Origin of the sequence: Pandoraea sp. XJJ-1, assembly GCF_026802345.1 — a bacterium.
GTDB classification, from domain to species: domain Bacteria; phylum Pseudomonadota; class Gammaproteobacteria; order Burkholderiales; family Burkholderiaceae; genus Pandoraea; species Pandoraea cepalis.
This window is the reverse complement of sequence record NZ_CP113827.1, coordinates 862,158-883,508: the sequence shown is the minus strand read 5'-3', so window position 1 is coordinate 883,508 and position 21,351 is coordinate 862,158. Positions and strand designations below refer to the sequence as shown.

At 65.7% G+C, this 21,351-nt stretch carries 21 protein-coding genes; 9 read left to right on the top strand and 12 right to left on the bottom strand.

The genetic code is table 11. From position 1 onward, the window contains the following. The first annotated feature begins 335 nt into the window (after nt 1-335). From OYT13_RS03985 to OYT13_RS03965, 5 genes are all read left to right on the top strand, one after another. Nucleotides 336-1,466, top strand: a complete 1,131-nt coding sequence (locus OYT13_RS03985; RefSeq protein ID WP_261939193.1) for a Re/Si-specific NAD(P)(+) transhydrogenase subunit alpha — start codon at nt 336-338, stop codon at nt 1,464-1,466. Nucleotides 1,467-1,481: 15 nt separating this feature from the next. Continuing rightward, entirely contained in the window at nt 1,482-1,802 is a 321-nt protein-coding gene (locus tag OYT13_RS03980) for an NAD(P) transhydrogenase subunit alpha (protein WP_150588210.1), read from the top strand. Further along, on the top strand, nt 1,799-3,241 hold the full coding sequence (locus tag OYT13_RS03975) for an NAD(P)(+) transhydrogenase (Re/Si-specific) subunit beta (RefSeq protein WP_150562454.1): 1,443 nt from the start codon (nt 1,799-1,801) through the stop codon (nt 3,239-3,241). The genes OYT13_RS03980 and OYT13_RS03975 overlap by 4 nt, the downstream gene beginning before the upstream one ends. A 102-nt stretch (nt 3,242-3,343) precedes the next feature. After that, a complete protein-coding gene (locus OYT13_RS03970) occupies nt 3,344-4,105 on the top strand; it encodes a 5'-methylthioadenosine/adenosylhomocysteine nucleosidase (RefSeq protein WP_261939195.1) in 762 nt (253 codons plus the stop codon). Between the two features lie 155 nt (nt 4,106-4,260). Next, on the top strand, nt 4,261-5,376 hold the full coding sequence (locus OYT13_RS03965) for a hypothetical protein (RefSeq protein WP_268567286.1): 1,116 nt from the start codon (nt 4,261-4,263) through the stop codon (nt 5,374-5,376). A gap of 79 nt (nt 5,377-5,455) precedes the next feature. Here the strand turns inward: OYT13_RS03965 and OYT13_RS03960 are convergent, their stop codons facing one another. The 5 genes from OYT13_RS03960 to edd form a co-directional block, all read right to left on the bottom strand. Then, nucleotides 5,456-6,787, bottom strand: a complete 1,332-nt coding sequence (locus tag OYT13_RS03960; protein ID WP_268567285.1) for a THUMP domain-containing class I SAM-dependent RNA methyltransferase — start codon at nt 6,785-6,787, stop codon at nt 5,456-5,458. A gap of 49 nt (nt 6,788-6,836) precedes the next feature. Beyond that, the gene (locus tag OYT13_RS03955; protein WP_017235666.1) at nt 6,837-7,370 is read right to left on the bottom strand and encodes a gluconokinase; all 534 of its coding nucleotides are present in this window, start codon (nt 7,368-7,370) and stop codon (nt 6,837-6,839) included. Nucleotides 7,371-7,440: 70 nt separating this feature from the next. After that, nucleotides 7,441-8,796, bottom strand: coding sequence for a GntP family permease (locus tag OYT13_RS03950; protein ID WP_017235665.1), 1,356 nt, complete (start codon nt 8,794-8,796; stop codon nt 7,441-7,443). A gap of 104 nt (nt 8,797-8,900) precedes the next feature. Next, nucleotides 8,901-9,527 carry a bifunctional 4-hydroxy-2-oxoglutarate aldolase/2-dehydro-3-deoxy-phosphogluconate aldolase gene (gene eda, locus OYT13_RS03945; RefSeq protein WP_017235664.1) on the bottom strand — a complete coding sequence of 209 codons (627 nt, stop codon included), beginning with the start codon at nt 9,525-9,527 and terminating at the stop codon, nt 8,901-8,903. A gap of 36 nt (nt 9,528-9,563) precedes the next feature. Continuing rightward, a complete protein-coding gene (gene edd / locus OYT13_RS03940) occupies nt 9,564-11,396 on the bottom strand; it encodes a phosphogluconate dehydratase (protein ID WP_268567848.1) in 1,833 nt (610 codons plus the stop codon). Between the two features lie 301 nt (nt 11,397-11,697). On the opposite strand from edd, the gene OYT13_RS03935 reads away from it, so the two are divergent. Beyond that, nucleotides 11,698-12,543: a MurR/RpiR family transcriptional regulator gene (locus OYT13_RS03935; protein WP_017235662.1), complete on the top strand. Its 846-nt coding sequence runs from the start codon at nt 11,698-11,700 to the stop codon at nt 12,541-12,543. Nucleotides 12,544-12,604: 61 nt separating this feature from the next. On the opposite strand, the gene OYT13_RS03930 is transcribed toward OYT13_RS03935, so the two are convergent. The 3 genes from OYT13_RS03930 to OYT13_RS03920 form a co-directional block, all read right to left on the bottom strand. Next, nucleotides 12,605-13,585, bottom strand: a complete 981-nt coding sequence (locus OYT13_RS03930; protein WP_150562451.1) for an NAD(P)-dependent oxidoreductase — start codon at nt 13,583-13,585, stop codon at nt 12,605-12,607. A 71-nt stretch (nt 13,586-13,656) separates the two neighbouring features. Next, nucleotides 13,657-14,277 (bottom strand): 2-hydroxychromene-2-carboxylate isomerase, encoded by a 621-nt coding sequence (locus OYT13_RS03925; RefSeq protein ID WP_261939197.1) that lies wholly within the window; start codon nt 14,275-14,277, stop codon nt 13,657-13,659. A gap of 106 nt (nt 14,278-14,383) precedes the next feature. Beyond that, nucleotides 14,384-14,800, bottom strand: a complete 417-nt coding sequence (locus OYT13_RS03920; protein WP_026132307.1) for a CopD family protein — start codon at nt 14,798-14,800, stop codon at nt 14,384-14,386. Nucleotides 14,801-15,101: 301 nt separating this feature from the next. Here OYT13_RS03920 and ruvC point away from each other — a divergent pair, with 301 nt between their 5' ends. The 3 genes from ruvC to OYT13_RS03905 all read left to right on the top strand — a co-directional run bounded on the left by ruvC (nt 15,102) and on the right by OYT13_RS03905 (nt 17,880). After that, entirely contained in the window at nt 15,102-15,644 is a 543-nt protein-coding gene (gene ruvC, locus OYT13_RS03915) for a crossover junction endodeoxyribonuclease RuvC (protein WP_017235658.1), read from the top strand. A 142-nt stretch (nt 15,645-15,786) separates the two neighbouring features. Next, complete coding sequence (gene ruvB, locus OYT13_RS03910; protein WP_026132306.1) at nt 15,787-16,857, top strand: Holliday junction branch migration DNA helicase RuvB; 1,071 nt, start codon at nt 15,787-15,789, stop codon at nt 16,855-16,857. Between the two features lie 36 nt (nt 16,858-16,893). Continuing rightward, complete coding sequence (locus tag OYT13_RS03905) at nt 16,894-17,880, top strand: oxygenase MpaB family protein (RefSeq protein ID WP_083902410.1); 987 nt, start codon at nt 16,894-16,896, stop codon at nt 17,878-17,880. Nucleotides 17,881-17,992: 112 nt separating this feature from the next. Here OYT13_RS03905 and OYT13_RS03900 read toward each other — a convergent pair whose 3' ends face one another. The 4 genes from OYT13_RS03900 to tyrS form a co-directional block, all read right to left on the bottom strand. Continuing rightward, nucleotides 17,993-18,694, bottom strand: coding sequence for a histidine phosphatase family protein (locus OYT13_RS03900; protein WP_051060347.1), 702 nt, complete (start codon nt 18,692-18,694; stop codon nt 17,993-17,995). A gap of 70 nt (nt 18,695-18,764) precedes the next feature. Further along, a complete protein-coding gene (locus tag OYT13_RS03895) occupies nt 18,765-19,391 on the bottom strand; it encodes a YbhB/YbcL family Raf kinase inhibitor-like protein (protein ID WP_017235654.1) in 627 nt (208 codons plus the stop codon). Nucleotides 19,392-19,574: 183 nt separating this feature from the next. Continuing rightward, on the bottom strand, nt 19,575-20,042 hold the full coding sequence (dtd, locus tag OYT13_RS03890; RefSeq protein WP_017235653.1) for a D-aminoacyl-tRNA deacylase: 468 nt from the start codon (nt 20,040-20,042) through the stop codon (nt 19,575-19,577). Between the two features lie 52 nt (nt 20,043-20,094). Further along, complete coding sequence (gene tyrS, locus OYT13_RS03885; protein WP_017235652.1) at nt 20,095-21,339, bottom strand: tyrosine--tRNA ligase; 1,245 nt, start codon at nt 21,337-21,339, stop codon at nt 20,095-20,097. Nucleotides 21,340-21,351: the final 12 nt, after the last annotated feature.

Sequence of the window (21,351 nt, the reverse complement as noted above, 5' to 3'; positions counted from 1 at the left end):
CGCTGAGGACGGGTGAGCGTCGTGAGTGTGGCGGCCGAGACGACCGACCGGTCGGTCGGCCGCAACGACCATCGTCCCGGCCCCGTCGGCATATCCATATGCGGTTTCGTGCAATAGGCGTGCCTGTCATCTTCGGGTAAGCTTCCAGCACCAGCAATGTGCAGCATGCAGTGGCAGTACCGCATCACCGGTTTGTGCAGTAGTTCGATTGCAGTGGTTTGTGCAGGACTAATGTCATCAGCGGCGAAACAGGTAATGCGCCTGCCCCGGCAGCGCACGCGCTGCGGCTCCTTGGCCGCTGATGAGATCAGTTCACAAACCCAAGGAGAGACGTAATGAGAATCGGCATCCCCGCCGAAACGCTTACCGGCGAATCCCGTGTCGCGGCCACGCCCGAGACGGTGAAGAAGCTGGTCGCGTCAGGACATCAGATCGTGGTTGGACGCGGTGCAGGAGACGCCGCAAGCGTGCCCGACGCGGCCTTCGAAGCCGCCGGCGCCACATTAGGCACCGCCGCCGACGCCCTGGGGGCAGAACTCGTACTCAAGGTACGGGCCCCCTCCTCCGAAGAACTCGCACTCATCCCGCGCGGCAGCGTCGTCGTCGGCATGCTCAACCCGTTCGATGCCGAGAACAATGCGCGCATGGCGGCCGCCGGCATTACGGCCTTCGCCCTGGAAGCCGCGCCGCGGACCACGCGCGCGCAAAGCATGGACGTGTTGTCTTCGCAGGCCAACATCGCCGGCTACAAGGCCGTGATGCTTGCCGCCAATCTGTATCAGCGTTTCATGCCGATGCTCATGACGGCCGCCGGCACGGTCAAGGCCGCGCGTCTGGTCGTGCTGGGCGCCGGCGTCGCCGGGTTGCAGGCCATCGCCACGGCCAAGCGTCTCGGTGCGGTCATCGAAGCGTCGGACGTGCGTCCGGCCGTGCGCGAGCAGATCGAATCGCTCGGCGCCAAGTTCATCGACGTGCCTTTCGAGACCGACGAGGAACGCGAGATCGCCAAGGGCGTGGGCGGCTATGCGCGCCCGATGCCGGCGGCATGGCTCGCGCGTCAGTCGCAACTCGTGCACACACGTTTGACGCAAGCGGACATCGTCATCTCCACCGCGTTGATTCCGGGACGCGCCGCACCGACGCTCATCGCCGAAGACACCGTCAAGGCCATGAAGCCCGGCTCGGTGATCATCGATCTGGCGGCAGGGCGCGGCGCGAACGGCGGCGGCAATTGCCCGTTGTCGGTAGCCGACGAGGTCGTCAAGGTGCATGGCGTAACGATTGCGGGCTACACCAACCTCGCGGGCATGGTGGCGGCCGACGCCTCGGCGCTGTATGCCCGTAACGTGCTCGACTTCCTGAAGCTGGTGATCGACAAGGAAGGCAAGCTCGTCATCGATACCAACGACGACATCGTCAGTGCGTGCCTGATGTGCCGCGACGGTCAAGTGCTGCGTGCGGCATAAGGGGGAGACACGACCATGGAAATGATCAATCACACGGTGATCAATCTGATCATCTTCGTGCTGGCGGTGTACGTCGGCTATCACGTGGTGTGGAACGTCACGCCTGCGCTGCACACGCCGCTCATGGCGGTGACGAACGCGATCTCGGCCATCGTGATCGTGGGCGCGATGCTCGCGGCCGGGCTCACGGAAGGCGCGCTCGGCAAGACGATGGGTGTCGTGGCCGTGGCGCTTGCGGCGGTCAACGTGTTCGGGGGCTTCCTCGTCACACAGCGCATGCTCGAGATGTTCAAGAAGAAAGACAAGCCGGCGAAGGCTGAAGGGGACAAGCAATGAGCATGAATCTCGTCACGCTGCTGTATCTGGTCGCGTCGATCTGTTTCATTCAGGCGCTCAAGGGCCTGTCGAATCCGAAGATGGCGCGACGCGGCAATGCGTTCGGCATGATCGGGATGGCCATTGCGGCCCTCACCACGATTGCGTTGATCTTTGAACTGCGACGCCTGATGGGCGGGAACTATTCGGGTCTCGGGTTGATTCTGGGTGGGCTCGTGGTCGGCGGTGGCATCGGCGCGTTCGTCGCACGCAAGGTCGAGATGACCAAGATGCCGGAGCTGGTCGCGGCCATGCACTCGCTGATTGGTCTTGCGGCCGTGTGTATCGCGGTGGCGGCGGTGGCGGAACCGGCGGCGTTCGGCATTGTGCCGGCCGGCGAAACGGTGCTGCCTTCCGGTAACCGTATCGAGCTGTTCATCGGCACGTTCGTCGGCGCGATCACGTTCTCGGGGTCGGTCATCGCCTTCGGCAAGCTCTCGGGCAAGTACAAGTTCCGTTTGTTCCAGGGCGCACCGGTCCAGTTCACGGGCCAGCACACGGTCAACCTACTGCTCGCCATCGCGATGCTCGGCTTCGGCGTCATCTTCTTCCTGTCGCAAAGTTGGCTGCCGTTCGTTCTGATGACGGCCATCGCGTTCGTGCTCGGTGTGCTCATCATCATCCCGATTGGCGGCGCGGACATGCCCGTCGTCGTGTCGATGCTGAACTCGTACTCGGGCTGGGCGGCCGCCGGTATCGGCTTCTCGCTGAACAACCCGATGCTCATCATCGCGGGCTCGCTCGTGGGTTCGTCAGGCGCGATCCTGTCGTACATCATGTGCAAAGCCATGAATCGCTCGTTCTTCAACGTGCTTCTCGGCGGGTTCGGTGCAACGCCGGGCGCGAGCCCTGCGGGCGGCGCGCAACAACAACGGCCGGTGAAGTCGGGTTCGCCTGACGACGCCGCGTTCCTGATGAGCAACGCGGAATCGCTGGTGATCGTGCCGGGTTACGGCCTGGCCGTCGCCCGCGCGCAGCACGCCCTGAAGGAGTTGACCGACAAGCTCACCGAGAAGGGGGTGAATGTGCGCTACGCCATTCACCCGGTGGCAGGGCGCATGCCGGGTCATATGAACGTGCTGCTCGCCGAAGCCGAAGTGCCGTACGATCAGGTGCTGGAGATGGACGAGATCAACGGCGAATTCGGCCAGACGGACGTGGTGCTGGTGCTCGGCGCGAACGACGTGGTGAACCCGGCCGCGAAGAACGATCCGACATCGCCGATCGCCGGCATGCCGATTCTCGAGGCGTACAAGGCCAAGACGATCATCGTCAACAAGCGTTCGATGGCGGCGGGCTATGCCGGTCTCGATAACGAGTTGTTCTATCTCGACAAGACCATGATGGTGTTCGGCGACGCGAAGAAGGTCGTCGAGGAAATGGTCAAGGCCGTCGACTAAGGCGACACGTTCGCCATCGGCCGGACTGCGGGGCTGCACGGGAAGGTGACCGGCAGCCCCGCGCTACAATGCGCGCTCCTCATTGCTCCCAGGAACCGCGCCATGACGCTCGGCATTGTCGCCGCTCTCCACGAAGAAATTACCGATCTGCTCGCCGAGATGGCGCCCGGCGCGCACGTCGAGTCCATCGGTATGCGCGACTACCACGTGGGCAAGCTGCATGGCCATGACTGTGTCGTCGTGCTCGCACGTGTCGGCAAGGTTGCGGCGGCCGCCACGACCGCCGCGCTGATTCACCGGTTCGCGATCGACGAGCTCGTTTTCACAGGCGTGGCCGGCGGACTCGCGCATGGGTTGTCGGTCGGCGACATCGTCGTGGCCGACACGCTCGTGCAGCACGACATGGACGCCAGCCCCCTCTTCCCTCGTTTCGAAATCCCGCTGCTCGGGCGCGACACCTTCGCCAGCGCACCGCCGCTGCGCGACGCCCTTGCGAAAGCGGCGCGCGACTGGCTCGCCGAGGAGATGGCGACGCAAGTGCCTGTCGCGCTGCGCACCGAATGGCAGATGAGCGCCCCACGCGTGCACGTCGGGCAAGTCGCGAGCGGCGATCAGTTCGTCTCCAGCGCGGGCGAGGTCAGCCGGCTGCGCGACGCGCTGCCGCAGACCCTCGCCGTGGAGATGGAAGGGGCCGCCGTGGCACAGGTGTGTCACGAGTACGGCGTTCCGTTCGCGGTGATGCGCACGCTCTCCGATAGCGCCGACGACACCGCCCACGTCGACTTCCCGCGCTTTCTGCGCGAGGTGGCCAGCCATTACTCGCACGGCATCCTGCGCCGCTTCCTGACCGAACGGCGCGCATGATCCGGGGACCCGCCGCGGACCATCCGAGCGCTTCACCATCGGACCCTTCGAGGCGTCCGTCCCCGTTTGGACAATGACGGCGCACGATCTCGATACCTCGCATCGAACGCCTTCCCGACAATGCCATCTCTTGCATTGTCCGAAGGAGAGTCCCGATGAACGTGGAAAATCATCATGTCGGCACAGGCGCAACGGCGCGTCTGAGTACGCCGGCATTGGCGCCGATCTATCGGACGATGGCCTGGAGCGACGTCGTCCAGATCCGCGCCCTCAACCCCAAGTGCAATCCGACGAAGGCGGCAATCACCCTTGCCGCCGAACATCCGGACAGCGTGTTCGGACGTGAAATCGATTGCTACGTCGGCAGGACGGCCGTCGGCGAACCGGCCCTCAACGCGCAGCAGCAATTGGCACTGCGCCGGCTGGCCGTGCTCGAAGACCACGAGGTCACGGTCGATTCGCTCAGGGATGCGGGCCTGCCCACTGCCCTTGCCGTCGATCTCGTGCAACGCCTGTGCGCACGCCCGACGGGTTGGTCCCTCTTCGAGCGGCTCGTGATCACGCCGACGCTGAACGACTGGGCGCGATCCGTACTGGAACGCCAGGACCCCGTTCACGTGGCCGACGACGTGCTGACGCTGCGCATCCTGCAGGCGTTCGGTCACGACGTCGCCGTGCCGTGGACGTTCGACGTCACCAACAAGTGGGTGTACTTCTACAGCGTATCGTCGGGCGACACGGGGTGCCTCACGCGACTGCTCAATACGGCGACACGCGATCGACCGGACGATAGTGCCCGGCGCGAGGCATGCCGCAAGGCCTATCAGGCGCTGGCATATACGCATTTCGGCGCAGACGGCCAGCTCTGGCCGCATTGGGAAGCGAGAGACGACACCTGGGAGATTTACCCGGATCCGCGCGGCGAAACCTTCCGTGACGACATCGTGTCCGAGAACGCCATCACCTGCGAGACGGAGCGGTGGCTCCGGAACGTTACACCCGTCGGATTCATGAACGTTTCCGGCCACTCGCCGCGCACCGGCCTCGACTACGACAGCGATCTGTCGGACCCGGACAACGTGACGTGCGATCCAGAGCGCGCTCGGGTCTCGCCGAGCGAACTGCGCGTGCGCCTCGCAACGCTGGCGGCGCAGCGACGCGGGGAGACGCAAGCCGCATCGGCGGTATCGCTTGCACCACCTGCACCACCTCCATCACTTGCCCCCCCTTCAGCCAGGCGGGTCGCCTGGTCTCCCGCCACCGACCAGTAGCCACGACGCGCCCGTCGCGCACAAAGCAAAAGACCGGCGGCCGCCGGTCTTTGTCGTAACGTCGAACGAGACGATTCGCTTACGCTTGCGGCGCGCCCGCCTCGTCCTTGCCTTCGCTCTTGCCCTCACTTTCCGCGCGCTTGCGCACCGAGCCGGCAATCAGGTCGAAGCGGAACAGACGGCATTCGAGCGCGCCGTTGAACAGCGGCGTACGACGCGATTCGCGCAGACGCATCTGTCCGGGCAGACTCATGTCGGCCGTCAGCAGATAGGCACTCCAGCCCGTAAAGCGCTGCTTGAGCGCGTCGCCGAAGGCGCGAAAGAATGCCGCGTCGACACCGTCAGGCTGATTGCGCTGGAACTGACCGCCGCGATTGCCCTGCATGTCCGGCGATTCGTCGCCGTCATCGGCGTCGCGCGATCCGCGACGTCCGCGCACTTCGATACGCTCGCCGTACGGCGGATTGGCGACGATGATGCCGGGTCGATCCACCGGGGGCGACATATCGCGCGCATCCACCTGCTTGAGGCCGATGTCGCCCACGCCCGCACGCTCCAGGTTGGCGCGGGCCTTGGCCAGCATGTCGCCCGAGATATCGCTGCCGAAAATCGTCGGCGGCACACCGCGCACGCGGGCATCGCGTTGCGCTTCGGTGGCCTGCACCTTCAGCGCCTGCCATGCCGTGATGTCATAGCCCTTGAGCTTCTCGAAGCCAAAGCGGCGCTCGGCACCCGCGGGCACGCCCAGCGCAATCTGCGCCGCTTCCGCGAGGAAGGTGCCGCTGCCGCACATCGGGTCGTACAGCACCATGTCGGCCGCCGTGTCGGTGCGCCAGCCGGCCAGACGCAGAATGCCCGCAGCCAGATTCTCGCGCAGCGGGGCCGCCCCCTTGTCCAGGCGCCAGCCGCGCTTGAACAGCGCTTCGCCCGAAGTATCGAGATAGAGGGTAGCGTCGGTGGCGGTCAGGAAGGCGAACACCCGCACGTCGGGCTGCGACGTATCGATGTTCGGCCGCGTGCCGGTCTTCTCGCGCAGGCGGTCGCACACAGCGTCCTTGATCCGCAGCGTGACGAATTCGAGGCTGCGCACCGGCGCCTTGATGCCGGTGACGTCCACGCGCAGCGTCTGCTGAGACGAAAACCACTCTTCCCAGCGCTGACGCAAGGCGAAGTCGTAGATGTCCTGTTCGGTGCGGTACGCCTGCTGTGCGATGCGAAGCAGCACGCGGCTCGCAATGCGCGAATGCAGGTTGGCGGCCATGCCGGCGGCCCACGGACCGGCGAAATGCACGCCACCGGGCACCTGCTTGCCCACCGACACGGGCGCCAGACGTCCCAGCTCTGCCAATTCGGCGGCGAGCGCCTCTTCCAGTCCGCGAGGACAGGGCGCGAAGAATTCGAAGGAAGCCATTTCGATGCGTACGACCGGCACGCGAAGTGCCGGCGGAGGGAATAAACCGCTATTGTACGCGCGCCGACCCGGCCGGCGTCAGCGCCGCGCCACCGGGGCAGGCGGCGAGTTTGTGCAACAGCGTCTCGACGATGGCGTCGGGCGACTCGCGGATGTCGATCACCAACGCGTCGCGCGGTTCTTCGAGCGTGTCGAACTGGCTTTGCAACAGCGCCGGGTCGAAGAAGTGCCCGCCACGCGACGCCAGGCGCTCGCCGATCACCTCGGGGGCCCCCTTCAGGTAGACGAACACGACGTCGCCGTCGTGCTCGCCCAGCACGTCGCGATAGCGCGAGCGCAACGCCGAACACGCGAACACGTGGTGACGCCCCGCCACGCGGCGCGCGACGATCGCCTCGCGAATCGCCGCCAGCCACGGGGCGCGGTCGTTGTCGTTAAGCGCCTCACCGCGCCGCATCTTTTCGATGTTCGCGGCGCTGTGAAACGAATCCGCGTCGGAAAACCCGCAGCCCAGACGCTCGGCAAGTCGTTGCCCGACCGTGCTCTTGCCGCTGCCCGATACGCCCATTACCACGACGATCATGGCTCGCCTCCTTGTAACCGGCTGACTCGCGTCAGCGTATTGACGCTGTTGCACGCCCTGCATCGCTACCTCACACCACCGTGGCGAGGCCGAGCGTCAGCAGCAACGCCACAACCGAAATGATCGTCTCGCACACCGTCCAGGTCTTGAAGGTCTGCGGCACGGTCATGTTGAAATATTCCTTGACCAGCCAGAAGCCGCCGTCGTTGACGTGCGACAGGATCAGCGAGCCCGCGCCCGTGGCCAGCACCATCAATTCCGGTTTCACGGTGGCACCGGCGGCCGCCGCGATCGGTGCGACGATGCCGCACGCCGTGGTCATGGCCACCGTGGCCGAGCCCGTCGCGATACGAATCAGCACCGCCACCAGCCAGCCCAACAGCAGCGGCGAGAGGTGGGCGTTCGTCGCGACATCGACGATCGCCTTCGACACGCCGCTGTCCATCAGGATACGCCCGAAACCGCCACCCGCTCCCACCACCAGCGTAATCGTGGCGATCGGCGCCAGACACTCGTTGGTGAACTTCAGGATGTGGTCGCGATTGAAACCGCGCTGCTTGCCGAACGTGAAGAAGCTCACGAGCGTGGCGATCAGCAACGCCATCACCGAGTTGCCGATCAGGCGCAGAAATTCGTTGGCAAACGTCTTCGGCGCGAAGAACAGGTCGGCCCAGCTACCGATGAGCATCAGGATCACCGGCAGCAGGATCGTGAACAGCGTGATGCCGAAGCCCGGCAGTTCGTTCAGCGCACGGTCCTTTTCGACGAACTGCGAGAGCAGCGGATTGTCCGGATTGGGCACCACGTGGCGCGCCATGAGCTTTGCGAACAGCGGGCCGGCAATGGCCGCCGTCGGAATGCCGACGATCAGCGCGTACATGATGGTGTGACCGATGTCCGCGTTGTAGGCGGTCACGGCGAGCAACGCGGCCGGGTGCGGCGGAATTAGGCCGTGCACGACCGACAGGCCCGCCACCATCGGAATGCCCACGAGCACCATCGACGTACCGGTCCGCTTGGCGACGTTGAACGCAATCGGAATCAGCAGCACGAAACCGACTTCGAAGAACACCGGCAGACCGACGATGAACGCGATCACGACCATCGCCCAGTGCACGTTCTTCTCACCGAAAGCGCCGATGAGCGTGCGCGCAATGCGCTCGGCCCCGCCCGACTCGGCCATCATCTTGCCGAGCATCGTGCCAAGCCCCACCACCAGCGCAATGTGCCCCAGCGTGTTGCCCACGCCTGTCTCGAACGCCTTGACGATTCCCCCCATCGGCATACCCACCGCCAGCCCGAGCACGAGCGAGACGACGATCAGCGTGATGAACGGATTCAGTTTGAAACGCGCGATCAGCAGAATCAGCGCGATTACCGCGACTAGCGCGTACACCAGCAGCAAGTTGCCTTGCACCGCGACCATGGGGGGTCTCCTCGTTTGGCTAGATGGGCGAATGCCCGAAGGGCTTGCGCCCGATTATTGGAATTGTGGGATGTGATGCGTTGCTTCGATGAAACCGGTGTTGCCTAGCGGCGCGGCAAGGCAGTCGCCGCTCGCGCGAGACGCGTAATGCCGTCCCAGTCCTGCGCGTCCACGAGCGCCTTGGGGGTGAGCCACGATCCCCCCACGCACACCACATTGGGTTGCGCGAGATACGACGGCGCCGACTCGGCGCTGATACCGCCCGTCGGGCAGAAACGCACGTGCCGGAACGGCCCGTAAAGGGCCTTGAGCATCGGCACGCCCCCCGACGGTTCGGCCGGGAAGAACTTCACCGTGTCGTAGCCATCGGCGAGCGCCGCGAGAATGTCGGACGGCGTCACCACGCCCGGCAGCAACGGCAGACCTGCTGCCTTGGCCGCCGCGCCCAGCGCGCTCGTGTAGCCCGGCGAGACGCCGAAGCGCGCGCCGGCCGCCACGGCCTGCGCCATTTCTTCCGGGCGTGTGAGCGTGCCCACGCCGACAATCAGTTCGTCGGACAGCCCCGCCACATGGCGAATGACGTCCATCGCGGCCGGGGTGCGCAGCGTGATTTCGAGGACCCGCACGCCGCCCGCGAGCAGCGCGCGCGAGACCTGCTCGCCCTGCTCGACGCTGTCGAACTGGAGCACCGGAACCACGGGGCCGGCACGAACGATGTCATTGATGTCCATTACGTTTTCCTTGAATGCAGCGACGTGACCGGCACGTCACTCAGAACCGAAGAACACGGACGCGCCGGCTTCAGCCGCGCCCACCGCCGCGCGCATGTGACCGAAGAGCAGACGCCCGGTGTCGTCGCCCGAGACCGGCACCTCTGCCATCTCACGCGCCTCCCATACCTGCGGGGCCACCTCGGCGTGCAGCATGCCGGCGTTCGCGTCGAGCACGATCAGATCGCCGTCGCGCACCCGTGCCAGCGGGCCGCCGCCCGATGCTTCGGGCGACACGTGAATCACGGCGGGCACCTTGCCCGAGGCGCCGGACATCCGACCATCGGTCACGAGTGCCACCGCAAACCCTTCGTCCTGCAAAACACCGAGCAGCGGGGTGAGACGGTGCAGCTCGGGCATGCCATTGGCGCGCGGCCCCTGGCCACGCAGCACCACGACCACGTCGCGACGCAATTCACCGGCGTCGAACGCGGTCTGAACCGCTTCCTGCGACGCAAATACGCGTGCCGTTGCGGCCACGCGCCGATGTTCCGGCTTGACCGCCGACACCTTGATGACGCCGCGTCCCAGATTGCCGTGCATGAGCCGCAATCCGCCATCGGGGGCGAACGGTTCGGCATGGCCGCGCAGGACGTCACGATCACCACTGTAGGCGCTACCGGCGCGCCACGCCAGTCCATCGGGCGACAGCCACGGCTCGGCGCGGTAGCGCGCGAGGCCCGGACCGGCCACGGTCTTGACGTCGTCGTGCAGCAGGCCGGCGTCGAGCAATTCGCCGATCAGGAAGCCCATGCCACCCGCCGCGTGGAAATGATTCACGTCGGCCTTGCCGTTCGGATAGACGCGCGCCATGAGCGGCACCACGGCCGACAACGCGTCGAAATCGTCCCAATCGATGATGACGCCCGCCGCGCGGGCCATCGCCACCAGATGGAGCGTGTGATTGGTGGAACCGCCCGTGGCCAGCAGGCCGACGATGCCGTTGACGACGGCACGCTCGTCGACCACATGGCCGATCGGGGTGTAGTCGGGCGTGTCGGCGCCGATGGCCAGCACGCGCGCGAGGGCGGCGTCGGTCAGTGCGTCGCGAAGCGGCATGTGCGGATGCACGAAGGCCGCGCCCGGCAGGTGCAGGCCCATGATTTCCATCAGGAGCTGATTGCTGTTGGCGGTGCCGTAGAACGTGCAGGTGCCTGCACCGTGATAGGCCTGCGACTCGGCTTCGAGCAGCGCGTCGCGGCCGACCTTGCCCGTGGCATATGCCTGGCGGATCTTGGCCTTCTCGTCATTCGACAAGCCGCTCGCCATCGGACCAGCCGGCACGAAAATCGTCGGCAGATGACCGAATTGCAGGGCACCGATCACGAGACCCGGCACGATCTTGTCGCAAACACCGAGCATCAGCGCGGCATCGAACATGTTGTGCGAGAGCGCGACCGCCGTGCTCATGGCGATGATCTCGCGCGAGAACAACGATAGCTCCATGCCCGCGTTGCCTTGCGTGACGCCGTCGCACATCGCCGGCACCCCGCCTGCGACCTGCACCGTGGCGCCAAGCTCGCGCGCGGCTTCGCGCAAACGCGCCGGATACGACTCATACGGCTGATGTGCCGAGAGCATGTCGTTGTAAGCCGTGACGACGCCGACGTTCGGACGACGCTGTTCGCGCAGGACGAGCTTGTCATTGGCCGGCATGGCGGCGAATCCGTGCGCCAGATTGGCACAGGACAGCGCGCCGCGCTGCGGGAAGCGTCCGGCGCTGGCGTCGATGCGGGCCAGATACGCCGCACGCGTGTCGCGGCTGCGCGCGGCAATGCGCGCCGTGACGGCCATTACGGTCGGGTGCAGGGGCTTCTTTTGCTCAGACATCATGCCGGGGAACGGAAATTGCGACGCACCCAGGGTAGGTGCGATTCGGAGCGGAGTTTAGTAGAAATTCTACATCGCATCAATCGAAAGACATCGGCATCCGGGCTTGTCCCTAGTGTTATCCAATAGTTACGTCGAATTTTACCGTATCAAGAAACGTAACCCCATAATATGAAATGCTGATTTCCTGTAGTTTTTGTACATTCTCGCCGCAACATGCACACGTGCCGATCCGCGCCCGCACTGCGGCGCCGGGACCTGCGGGTGCTATAGTGGGCGCCTGCTTTTGTCGACGCCTGCCATGCTGAACCGAATCAAAGCCACGCTGACCCAATTGCGCCCGTCCGAGCGCAAGCTCGCGACCTATGTGCTGGATGCGCCGCGCGAAGTCGTCGATCTGTCGATGAACGAACTCGCCGAACGCGCCAGCGTCAGCCAACCGACAATCGCCCGGTTCTGTCAGGCGGTGGGTTGCAGTGGCTATCGGGAGTTCAAGATCCGGCTGGCGCAGGGCATCGCGCAAGGGGTGCCGTTCGTACACCGCGACGTCCGCCCCGACGAACCGGTGCCGGGCATCGCCAGCAAGGTGCTCGACCGCACCATCGGCAGTCTCATGCAGGTTCGCAACAATCTCTCGCCCGACAGTATCGGGCAAGCCATCGAGCTGCTTGCCGGGGCACGGCGCATCGAGTTCTATGGCGCGGGGGCGTCGGGGATTGCCGCACAGGACATGCAGCACAAGTTCTTCCGGCTCGGGGTGCCCGCCGTGGCATATAGCGACCCGCATGTCTACGGAATGTCGGCCGCGCTGCTGCGACAAGGGGATGTGGTGGTGGCAATCTCCAACACCGGGCGCACGCAGGATCTGCTTGAAGCCGTCCAGTTGGCGCGAACGGCGGGCGCGAGCGTGATTGCAATCACGCACAGCAACTCGCCACTGGCGCGGCAGGCGAGCGTCGCGCTCTTCGCCGATGTCGACGAAGACACCGACGTCTACTCGCCACTGACCTCGCGTATCGCGCATCTCGCCATTGGCGACGTGCTCGCCGTGGGCATGGCGCTGCGCCTGGGCGATCGCCTGCCCGCCCAACTCGCCCGCGCGAAGGAAGTCATCAATCGCCGCCGGACGACGAACGAAGGGCGATAGCCACGGCTATCGCCTCACCCTCGTCATTTCGCATCGCTTAAGGTCAGCGCCTATGCCGCGCTCAGCGCTGCTGTGCCTGCGGATTGACGGCGTTCTGTAATGGCTTGCCGGTCAGCGCAGCAACGAGGTTGTCCGCCGCGCACGCGGCCATGGCATGGCGCGTCTCGTGTGTTGCCGAACCGATATGCGGCAGCGCGACCACTTGCTTCATCTTCAGCAGCGGCGAATCGACCGACACCGGCTCGCGCTCGAACACGTCGAGGCCCGCCCCACGCAGATGGCCCGACGCCAGCGCATCGATCAGCGCCGCCTCGTCGATCACCTTGCCGCGCGCCGCGTTGATGAAAATGGCGCCCGGCTTCATCTGCGCGAATTCGTTCGCTCCGATCAACCGTTCCGTCGCCGGCGATAGCGGTACGAGCGTCACGACAAAGTCGGCTTCGGCCAGCAACGCCGGAAGTGCCCGGTGCCGAGCGCCGTAGGCCTGCTCCGCAGCCTCGTTGCGCGAACGGTTGCTGTACAACACCTTCATGCCGAAACCGAGCGCGGCACGACGCGCGACCGCGCCGCCGATGCGGCCCATGCCGACGATGCCAAGCGTCTTGCCTTGCACGTCGGTACCGAAATGTGCCTCGTCGAGACTCGCCGTCCAACCGCCCGACTTCACCAGTTCGGCCAGTTCGACGACGCGCCGGGCACTCGACAGAATCAGGGCGAAGACGGTATCCGCCGTGGTTTCCGTCAGCACATCGGGGGTATTCATCAGCACGATGCCGCGACGCGTGAGATCGGCCACGTCGAATTGATCGTAGCCCACGGAAATGGTGGCCCAGGCCTTGAGCCTGGGTGCGGCGTCCAGCAATGCTGGCGTGACGTTCATGCCCCCGCCGATGGCGCCCTCGGCGCGGCCCAACGCCGCCATGAATGCCGCGCGATTGCCGTCGTTCACCCCGTCGAATTCCGTCAGCGTAAAGGTTTCGGCCAACCGCGCGCGCACATCTGGCGGCACGCTCTTGTACAGCACCACTTCCGGAAGACTCATCCTCTTCACTCCTTGGCAGGTTGCCGCTACCCGCACCCGCGGGCACCGGACGACACGTTCGGTATGCCGGATCAGCGCCGAGTGCCCTGAGCGTCGGCAAAAGCCCGTTCGAGAAAATCGAGGCGGTCCTGGCCCCAGTAGGGCTGGCCGTCGAACACGAACCACGGCGCGCCGAAGACGCCGGCGCGTTCGGCGTCGTCGGTGTTGGCGTCGTAGGCCGCCTGCACGCCGGCCGTCTTCGACGCCGCGAGCAGCGATGCGCCGTCGAGCGACAGGCTGTCGGCGATCGCCTGCAACGTTGCCTCGTCGGCGATGTTGCGCTCCTCGGCCCACAGCGCCGTCGAAATGGCCGCCGTCAGCGCGAGCGCCTTGTCCGTGCCATGCGCGAGCTGCGCGGCGACGATCAAACGCGCCGCCGGATCGCCCGCCACCGGAAAGTACTTCGGTTCCAGGTTGAGTGGCACGCCGAGATAGCGGGACCAGCGCGCCAGCTCGACCAGACGATACGCTTGGCGCTGCGGCGCACGCTTGGCCAGCGGCAGGCCGCCCGAGCCGGCGAAGATGCGCCCGATATCCATCGGCTTCAACTGGATCTGCACGTCGTAGCGACGTGCCAGTTCGACAAAGCGGGCCTGCCCCATGTAGACATAGGGCGACGGCGGCGCCACGAAATAATCGCAGGTCAGACTCACGGCAGACTCCTCTCGGGTATTGGTGGTGGGCGCGGGTGGGCGCGCGATGGTGCGGTGGCCAGTGCTGGCGATGTGCGACGACGTGGGTGAAAAATGATCCGGCGCGTCAGAACGGCTTGACGACCACGAGGATCACCGCCGCGAGCAGCGCCAGCACCGGAAATTCGTTGAAATAGCGATACCAGCGATGCGAATGTGTGTTGCGACCGGTTTCGAATTTGCGCAGCAGACGGCCGCACGCATGGTGGTACCCCAGCAGCAACACCACGATGAGCAGCTTGGCGTGCAACCAGCCGCCGTAGCGTCCGATCCCGTAGTACAGCCAGAGGATCAGTCCGAAAGCGAGCGCGGGCACCGCCAGTATCGTCATGAAGCGATAGAGCTTGCGGGCCATGAGCAGCAGGCGCTGCGTGGCAGCGGGATCGCTCTCCATCGCGAGGTTGACGAAGATGCGCGGCAGGTAGAACAGGCCGGCGAACCACGAGGCGACGAAAACGATATGGAGCGCTTTGATCCAGAGCATCGGGGACGGGCGGCCCGCACGCAGGCCGTCGAATATTTTGAACAGCAAACAATGTACAACAATCCGTCGCGCCGCGAAGGGCAACGTCCCGCGCATTCAGGCTCGGGCACCGCGACAAATCGACGCGACGCGGCCCGCGGCGTTATCGCGCACCGGGTTGTCATCCGCTGGGGTGCGGCGTCATCGCGTCTCACCCGATGAAACACACCTTGAGCGACGCCCTCGCGCGGCTGTGCCAGAATACGGGCCATATTGGCGTCTTCGCCCCGCATCGGTCGGTTTTCCGATCATTGGCCCCCGCATGAGAATTCTTGGCATCGACCCCGGGCTGCGTGTCACTGGCTTCGGCGTGCTCGAAAAGCACGGCAACCGTCTGCAGTACGTGACGAGCGGCGTCATACGCACCGGCGAAGGCACACTGCCCGCGCGGCTGCGCATCATCTTCGAGAGCGTGGCGGAACTGGTCGACACCTATCGGCCCGATCAGGCGGCCATCGAGAAGGTGTTCGTCAACGTCAATCCGCAATCCACGCTTCTGCTTGGACAAGCGCGCGGCGCGGCGATCACAGCGCTGTCGGTCGGCGGGCTCGAGGTCTTCGAATACACGCCGATGCAGCTCAAGCAAGCGGTGGTCGGCTACGGACGCGCCCGAAAGGAGCAGGTCCAGGAGATGGTCACCCGTCTGCTCACGCTCACCGGAACCCCCGGCAAGGATGCGGCCGACGCGCTGGGCGTCGCCATCTGCCATGCGCACAGCGGCGAGACGTACTCGGCACTGGCCGGCGTCGCCCCGACCCTTGCGGCCAAGGGCCTGCGCGTGCGGCGCGGTCGTCTGGTCGGCTGAGCGGCACCACCGCCGTTGCGGTTGCGGTTGCCCTTACGCGTGCGCTTGCCGTGGCGGTTGCCATCACGGTCATCGTCGTACGTCGCGGCATACCGTGCTGCCTCACGCCGGCAAGCGACGTCCGAAGCGCTACAATGCAGCCATGATCGAAACCGACAAACTCGCCGCCGAGCGCATCATTGCGCCGACCCCGGCCTCGCCTAACGAAGAAGCCTTCGAGCGCGCGCTGCGTCCCAAGCTGCTCGACGAATATGTCGGTCAGCGCAAGGTGCGCGGCCAGTTGGAGATCTTCATCGAGGCCGCGCGCAAGCGCTCGGAACCGCTCGACCACGTGCTGCTGTTCGGGCCGCCGGGCCTGGGCAAGACGACGCTCGCCCACATCATCGCCCGCGAAATGGGCGTGCATTTGCGCCAGACGTCGGGGCCCGTGCTCGAGCGCCCGGGCGACCTCGCCGCGCTGCTGACCAATCTCGAAGCCAACGACGTGCTGTTCATCGACGAAATCCACCGACTCTCGCCCGTCGTCGAGGAAATCCTGTATCCGGCGCTCGAGGATTACCAGATCGACATCATGATCGGCGAAGGCCCTGCGGCGCGCAGCGTCAAGCTCGATCTGCAACCGTTCACGCTCGTGGGAGCGACCACGCGCGCCGGCATGCTGACGAATCCGCTGCGCGACCGCTTCGGGATCGTGGCGCGTCTGGAGTTCTACACGGCCGAAGAACTGACCGGCATCGTGCGCCGCTCGGCCGGCCTGCTGGGCGCGGCCATCGTCGACGACGGTGCTTTTGAGATCGCCCGTCGCGCGCGCGGCACGCCGCGTATCGCCAACCGGTTGCTGCGGCGTGTGCGCGACTACGCCGAAGTGAAGGCCGACGGGCGCATTACCGCCGCCGTGGCCGACGCCGCGCTCTCGATGCTCGACGTCGATTCGGTCGGCCTCGACGTGATGGACCGCAAGCTGCTCGAAGCCGTGCTCCACAAGTTCGACGGCGGCCCCGTGGGCGTGGACAACCTCGCCGCCGCCATCGGCGAAGAGCGCGACACCATCGAAGACGTGATCGAGCCGTACCTGATCCAGCAGGGCTTCCTGCAACGCACACCTCGCGGGCGCGTCGCGACACTTGCCGCGTATCGTCACTTCGGACTGGCCGCCCCTGGCAGTGCGCCGGACAGCAGCTCGCTCTGGTCGCCCGACGCCACCGGCAAGTGAAACCTGCCGCTTTGACATCGCCACACTGAACCTCGCATGTCCTCGCACGACGACCTCCCGACACCACCTCCGGCAACGCCCTTGCGGCCTGCCGGGCCGGTCGTGGGCGTGTCGGGACGTGTGCGGCACGCCATTGCGATGCGGCTGGTGAGCCTGACCTCAGGCCCCGGCGCTCCACGACTGAACTACGACACCCCGGCTGGCGACCCCGGCCTGTTCGGCCCGGACGCCGCCTGCTGGCATGTGCATGGAGACTTCACGTCGATGATGATCGGCGGCATCAGCGCGCTGCTGATGCAGTCGTTGCACCCGCTCGCGATGGCCGGCGTCTGGGATCACTCGACCTTCCGACAGGACGTGATCGGCCGTCTGCGCCGCACGGCCACATTCATCGGCGGCACGACGTTCGGCAATACCGCCGACGCGCAGGCGCTGCTTGAGCGGGTGCGACGCATCCACCTGCAGGTCAAGGGCGTCGCCCCCGACGGGCGCCCCTACGCCGCTTACGATCCGGATCTGCTGACGTGGGTGCATGTGGCCGAGACGTCGAGCTTCCTGCGCAGCTATCTCGTCTACAAGGATCCGGCGTTCGCCCGAAGCGAGCAGGATCGTTATTACGCGGAAGTCGCGCGCATTGCGGTGGCGCTCGGCGCTCGCGACGTGCCGACGAGTGTCGCGCAGATCGACGACTATCTCGCGGCCATGCGCCCGGCCTTGTGCGCGAGCGAGCGCACCGACGAAGTCGTGCGTGTGTTGCGCAATCTGCCCGCGCCGTTCACAGGCGCGCGCCTGTTCAGCGGCGTGTTGTTTCGCGCAGGCATCGATTTGCTGCCCGACTGGTCGCAGGCGATGCTCGGCTTCGGGGAAGGGGCGACGGTACGTCGCCTGACGGTGCGGCCCGCGGTGCGTCACATGGCGCAGGTCGCCCGCTGGTCGATGCGCAACAGCGTGGCGCACCGCGCGCGACGTCGCGCATTGGCGACGCCCGATGTTGTCGTCGTGCAGTCATCGCTGGAACGCTAGGCACGTCTGCGTCACGGCCCTTAGCGGATTTGGCAGACTTAGCGGACTTAGGTGACTTAGGTGACTTAGCGGCCTTACACGCCCCGACGTGCTGACCCGACCGGCCAGCCTGTCACACCACGCGCGGATCGACGCGATCCATGGCGGCAGCGCCCTCCGGCCTGTCGTTGCTTTCGTCTCGCACGGCGGCGTCCAGATGCGCGACATCCCCCCAACACAGCACTTGCCAGCGCTGGCCATCGTAGGCCAGGCGGTTCACGCTCGCATTGAGCAGCGGATAGGCTCGCGGCTCGGTCAATGCAAGCCGCGTTGCGAGCCGATAGCAGCAATCGAGCACGCCGCCATGCGCCACCAGCGCCAGATGCTTGCCCGCATAGTCGTGCAGCAGTTGCGCGACGGACTCGGTGATACGCGTGTAGAAACCTCGCGTGGACTCGCCGCCGGGAATCACGAAATCGGGATCGCGGCTCTGCCAGCGTGCATAGTCTTGCGGAAATTCCGCCTGGATCTCGTCCGGCACACGGGTTTCGAAGACCCCATAGTGACGCTCCCGCAAACTCGCGGTGCGCACCAGCGGCAAACCGCACGCGCGCGCGACGGGTTCCGCCGTCTGCACCGCTCGCTGCAAATCGCTCGTAAGCACGTGGTCGAAAACGCGCCCGCGTGCCGCCACCTCGCGTTCGATACGCTGTCCCAACAAGACCGCCTGATGCTCGCCCTCGGTCGAGAGCGGGATATCGGTGTGGCCTTGAATCCGTTTGGCGCGGTTCCAGTCAGTCTCACCGTGGCGAATCAAAGTCAGGGTCGTGGTCATGCCGGTCATCGATGCGATTGCTTGTTACGTGTGGCGTGAGTCAAAGCGGGCGGAGGCAAACGGCGCGCCGTCAGGCCAGCGCCGGATTGAGCGTGTAGGTGCCGGTCACGCGCGCCTGCCCAAGCACGTGTGGCTGAATCGCCGCGAGCACGTCGTCGCCCCCGAAACGGCCGTCGAGCGGCACACGGGCGATATCGAGCGCGTACACGGTGAAGTGGTAGTGGTGCACGATCGTGTCGTTCCACGGCGGGCACGGGCCATCGTAGCCGTAGTAATCGCCGCGCATGCCCTCGTCGCCCGCAAACCAGGCGGTGTAGTCGTTGACGCCGTGACGCATGCCGTCGAGCGCGTCCGGGCCGAACTTGCCGCGCGGCGTAACGTGGTTGCTATGGCTGGCCGCCGGGATCTCGGACACCGACGCCGGCACGTCCACGAGCACCCAATGATAGAAATCGACGCGCGGCAGCGTCGCCGGCACTTCGCGACCTTCCTGGTTGACGTCGTCGCCCTGGCTCGGTACGTCGCTATCGGTGCAGATCACGACAAACGAACGGGTACCGGCCGGCGCATCGGACCACGCCAAATGGGGATTCTTGTTCTGCGACAGCGCCACGTGCGCCTGTGCATCCGGTTTGCCGAAGGCGAACTGTTCATCTATCGCCGCATTGTCGGCAAACGAGTCACTCCAGACTTTCATCGGTTTCTCCCAAGCATTGTCGTTTCGGAACTCGACGACGGTATCACACCGATGCGAATCGCGTGCGGGCCATCCCCCACAACCGGACGATTCCGAGCAATTTTCGGGATAGGCCCTGGGCGGATGCGGCCGGCGGCGCAGATAACGCGCGGTATCGGCAGCACACGCCGCCCACCCCGAACGTCAACCGGCGTCGGGACGCGTCTGAAGCCAGAACGTGACCGGTCCGTCGTTCACGAGCGAGACGCGCATGTAAGCGCCGAATTCGCCCGTTTCCACGATCGGATGGCGCGCACGCGCCTGCGTCACGAAATGATCGAAGAGCCGCTTGCCGTCGGCCGGACTGGCCGCCGGGGTGAAGCTCGGCCGGGTACCGCTGTGGGTGTCGGCCGCCAGCGTGAACTGCGAGACGAGCAGCAAGCCGCCAGCCGCGCCGTTGCCGTCGAGGCTCGACACGCTGCGGTTCATCTTGCCCGCCTCGTCCGAGAACACGCGATAGCCGAGCAGCTTAGCGAGCAGCTTGTCCGCGCTCGCTTCGGTGTCGCCGCGCTCGGCGCACACGAGGGCGAGCAGGCCCGGACCGATGGCGCCCACCGTGCGGCCATCGACCGTCACGGCGGCTTCGAGCACCCGCTGGATGAGCGCGATCATCGGCTGACCCGCGCCTGCAGGCGCCACATCAGCGGCGATCGGGCGGCGACGCTCAAGCGAGCGTCACGCGCGCGAAGCGGCGCTTGCCGACCTGCACGACATAGGTGCCGGCGTCGATCTTCGCGCCCTTGTCGGACACGGCCTCGCCGTCGATCCGCACGCCGCCCTGCTCGATGTTGCGGTTGGCTTCCGACGTCGACGGCACCAAGCCCGCCTGCTTGAGGAGCTGAGCGATCCCCAGCGGCGCGCCTTCAAGGGAAACTTCCGGAATGTCGTCCGGCACACCGCCCTTGGCGCGCGCGTTGAAATCCTCGAGCGCGCGCTCGGCATCGGCTTGCGAGTGGAAGCGCGCCACGATCTCCTGCGCGAGCAGCACCTTCACGTCGCGCGGATTGCGCCCGCCTTCGACGTCCTTGTGCAATTGGGCGATCTCGTCGAGCGTACGGAACGAGAGCAGCTCGTAGTAACGCCACATCAGATCGTCCGAGATACTCATGAGCTTGCCGAACATCTCGCTCGGCTTCTCGCTGATGCCCACGTAATTGGCCTTGGACTTCGACATCTTCTCAACGCCGTCCAGTCCTTCCAGCAGCGGCATCGTCAGAATGCACTGCGGCTCCTGGCCGTATTGCTTCTGCAATTCGCGGCCCACGAGGAGGTTGAACTTCTGGTCGGTCCCGCCGAGTTCCAGATCCGACTCCAGGGCCACCGAGTCGTAGCCTTGCATGAGCGGATACAGGAATTCGTGGATGGCGATCGGCACGCCGCCCTGGAAACGCTTGGTGAAGTCCTCGCGCTCGAGCATGCGCGCCATGGTGTAGCGCGACGCGAGCTTGATCATGCCGTCCGCGCCCAGCTTCATCGACCATTCGCTGTTGTAGCGAATTTCGGTCTTGTTACGGTCGAGCACCAGCGCGGCCTGCTCGAAATAGGTCTTGGCGTTCGACTCGATCTGCTCGCGGGTGAGCGGCGGACGCGTGCTGTTACGGCCCGACGGATCACCGATCAGTGACGTGAAATCGCCGATCAGGAAGATGACCGTGTGCCCCAGATCCTGCAACTGGCGCATCTTGTTGAGCACCACGGTGTGGCCGATGTGGATGTCGGGCGCCGTCGGGTCCAGTCCCAGCTTGATGCGCAGCGGCTTGCCGGTCGCTTCACTGCGCGCCAGCTTCTGGAGGAACTCCTCTTCCACGAGCAGCTCGTCGCAACCGCGCTTGGCGATCGCCAGTGCGGCCCGCGCGGCGTCGGTCACGGGATACTTCTTTTCCGAGGTGAGTGCGTGTTCACTTGTCATAACATCATTGTC

Excerpts from the sequence above, each read along its gene's own strand:
- OYT13_RS03955 (WP_017235666.1), bottom strand. The coding sequence starts at position 7,370 with ATGATCGTCGTGGTAATGGGCGTATCGGGCAGCGGCAAGAGCACGGTC.
- OYT13_RS03975 (WP_150562454.1), top strand. The coding sequence starts at position 1,799 with ATGAGCATGAATCTCGTCACGCTGCTGTATCTGGTCGCGTCGATCTGT.
- OYT13_RS03895 (WP_017235654.1), bottom strand. The coding sequence starts at position 19,391 with ATGAAAGTCTGGAGTGACTCGTTTGCCGACAATGCGGCGATAGATGAA.
- tyrS (WP_017235652.1), bottom strand. The coding sequence starts at position 21,339 with ATGACAAGTGAACACGCACTCACCTCGGAAAAGAAGTATCCCGTGACC.
- OYT13_RS03920 (WP_026132307.1), bottom strand. The coding sequence starts at position 14,800 with ATGCTCTGGATCAAAGCGCTCCATATCGTTTTCGTCGCCTCGTGGTTC.
- OYT13_RS03970 (WP_261939195.1), top strand. The coding sequence starts at position 3,344 with ATGACGCTCGGCATTGTCGCCGCTCTCCACGAAGAAATTACCGATCTG.
- edd (WP_268567848.1), bottom strand. The coding sequence starts at position 11,396 with ATGTCTGAGCAAAAGAAGCCCCTGCACCCGACCGTAATGGCCGTCACG.
- OYT13_RS03960 (WP_268567285.1), bottom strand. The coding sequence starts at position 6,787 with ATGGCTTCCTTCGAATTCTTCGCGCCCTGTCCTCGCGGACTGGAAGAG.
- OYT13_RS03900 (WP_051060347.1), bottom strand. The coding sequence starts at position 18,694 with ATGACCACGACCCTGACTTTGATTCGCCACGGTGAGACTGACTGGAAC.
- eda (WP_017235664.1), bottom strand. The coding sequence starts at position 9,527 with ATGGACATCAATGACATCGTTCGTGCCGGCCCCGTGGTTCCGGTGCTC.
- OYT13_RS03980 (WP_150588210.1), top strand. The coding sequence starts at position 1,482 with ATGGAAATGATCAATCACACGGTGATCAATCTGATCATCTTCGTGCTG.
- ruvC (WP_017235658.1), top strand. The coding sequence starts at position 15,102 with ATGAGAATTCTTGGCATCGACCCCGGGCTGCGTGTCACTGGCTTCGGC.
- OYT13_RS03930 (WP_150562451.1), bottom strand. The coding sequence starts at position 13,585 with ATGAGTCTTCCGGAAGTGGTGCTGTACAAGAGCGTGCCGCCAGATGTG.
- ruvB (WP_026132306.1), top strand. The coding sequence starts at position 15,787 with ATGATCGAAACCGACAAACTCGCCGCCGAGCGCATCATTGCGCCGACC.
- OYT13_RS03935 (WP_017235662.1), top strand. The coding sequence starts at position 11,698 with ATGCTGAACCGAATCAAAGCCACGCTGACCCAATTGCGCCCGTCCGAG.
- dtd (WP_017235653.1), bottom strand. The coding sequence starts at position 20,042 with ATGATCGCGCTCATCCAGCGGGTGCTCGAAGCCGCCGTGACGGTCGAT.
- OYT13_RS03985 (WP_261939193.1), top strand. The coding sequence starts at position 336 with ATGAGAATCGGCATCCCCGCCGAAACGCTTACCGGCGAATCCCGTGTC.
- OYT13_RS03950 (WP_017235665.1), bottom strand. The coding sequence starts at position 8,796 with ATGGTCGCGGTGCAAGGCAACTTGCTGCTGGTGTACGCGCTAGTCGCG.
- OYT13_RS03965 (WP_268567286.1), top strand. The coding sequence starts at position 4,261 with ATGAACGTGGAAAATCATCATGTCGGCACAGGCGCAACGGCGCGTCTG.
- OYT13_RS03905 (WP_083902410.1), top strand. The coding sequence starts at position 16,894 with ATGTCCTCGCACGACGACCTCCCGACACCACCTCCGGCAACGCCCTTG.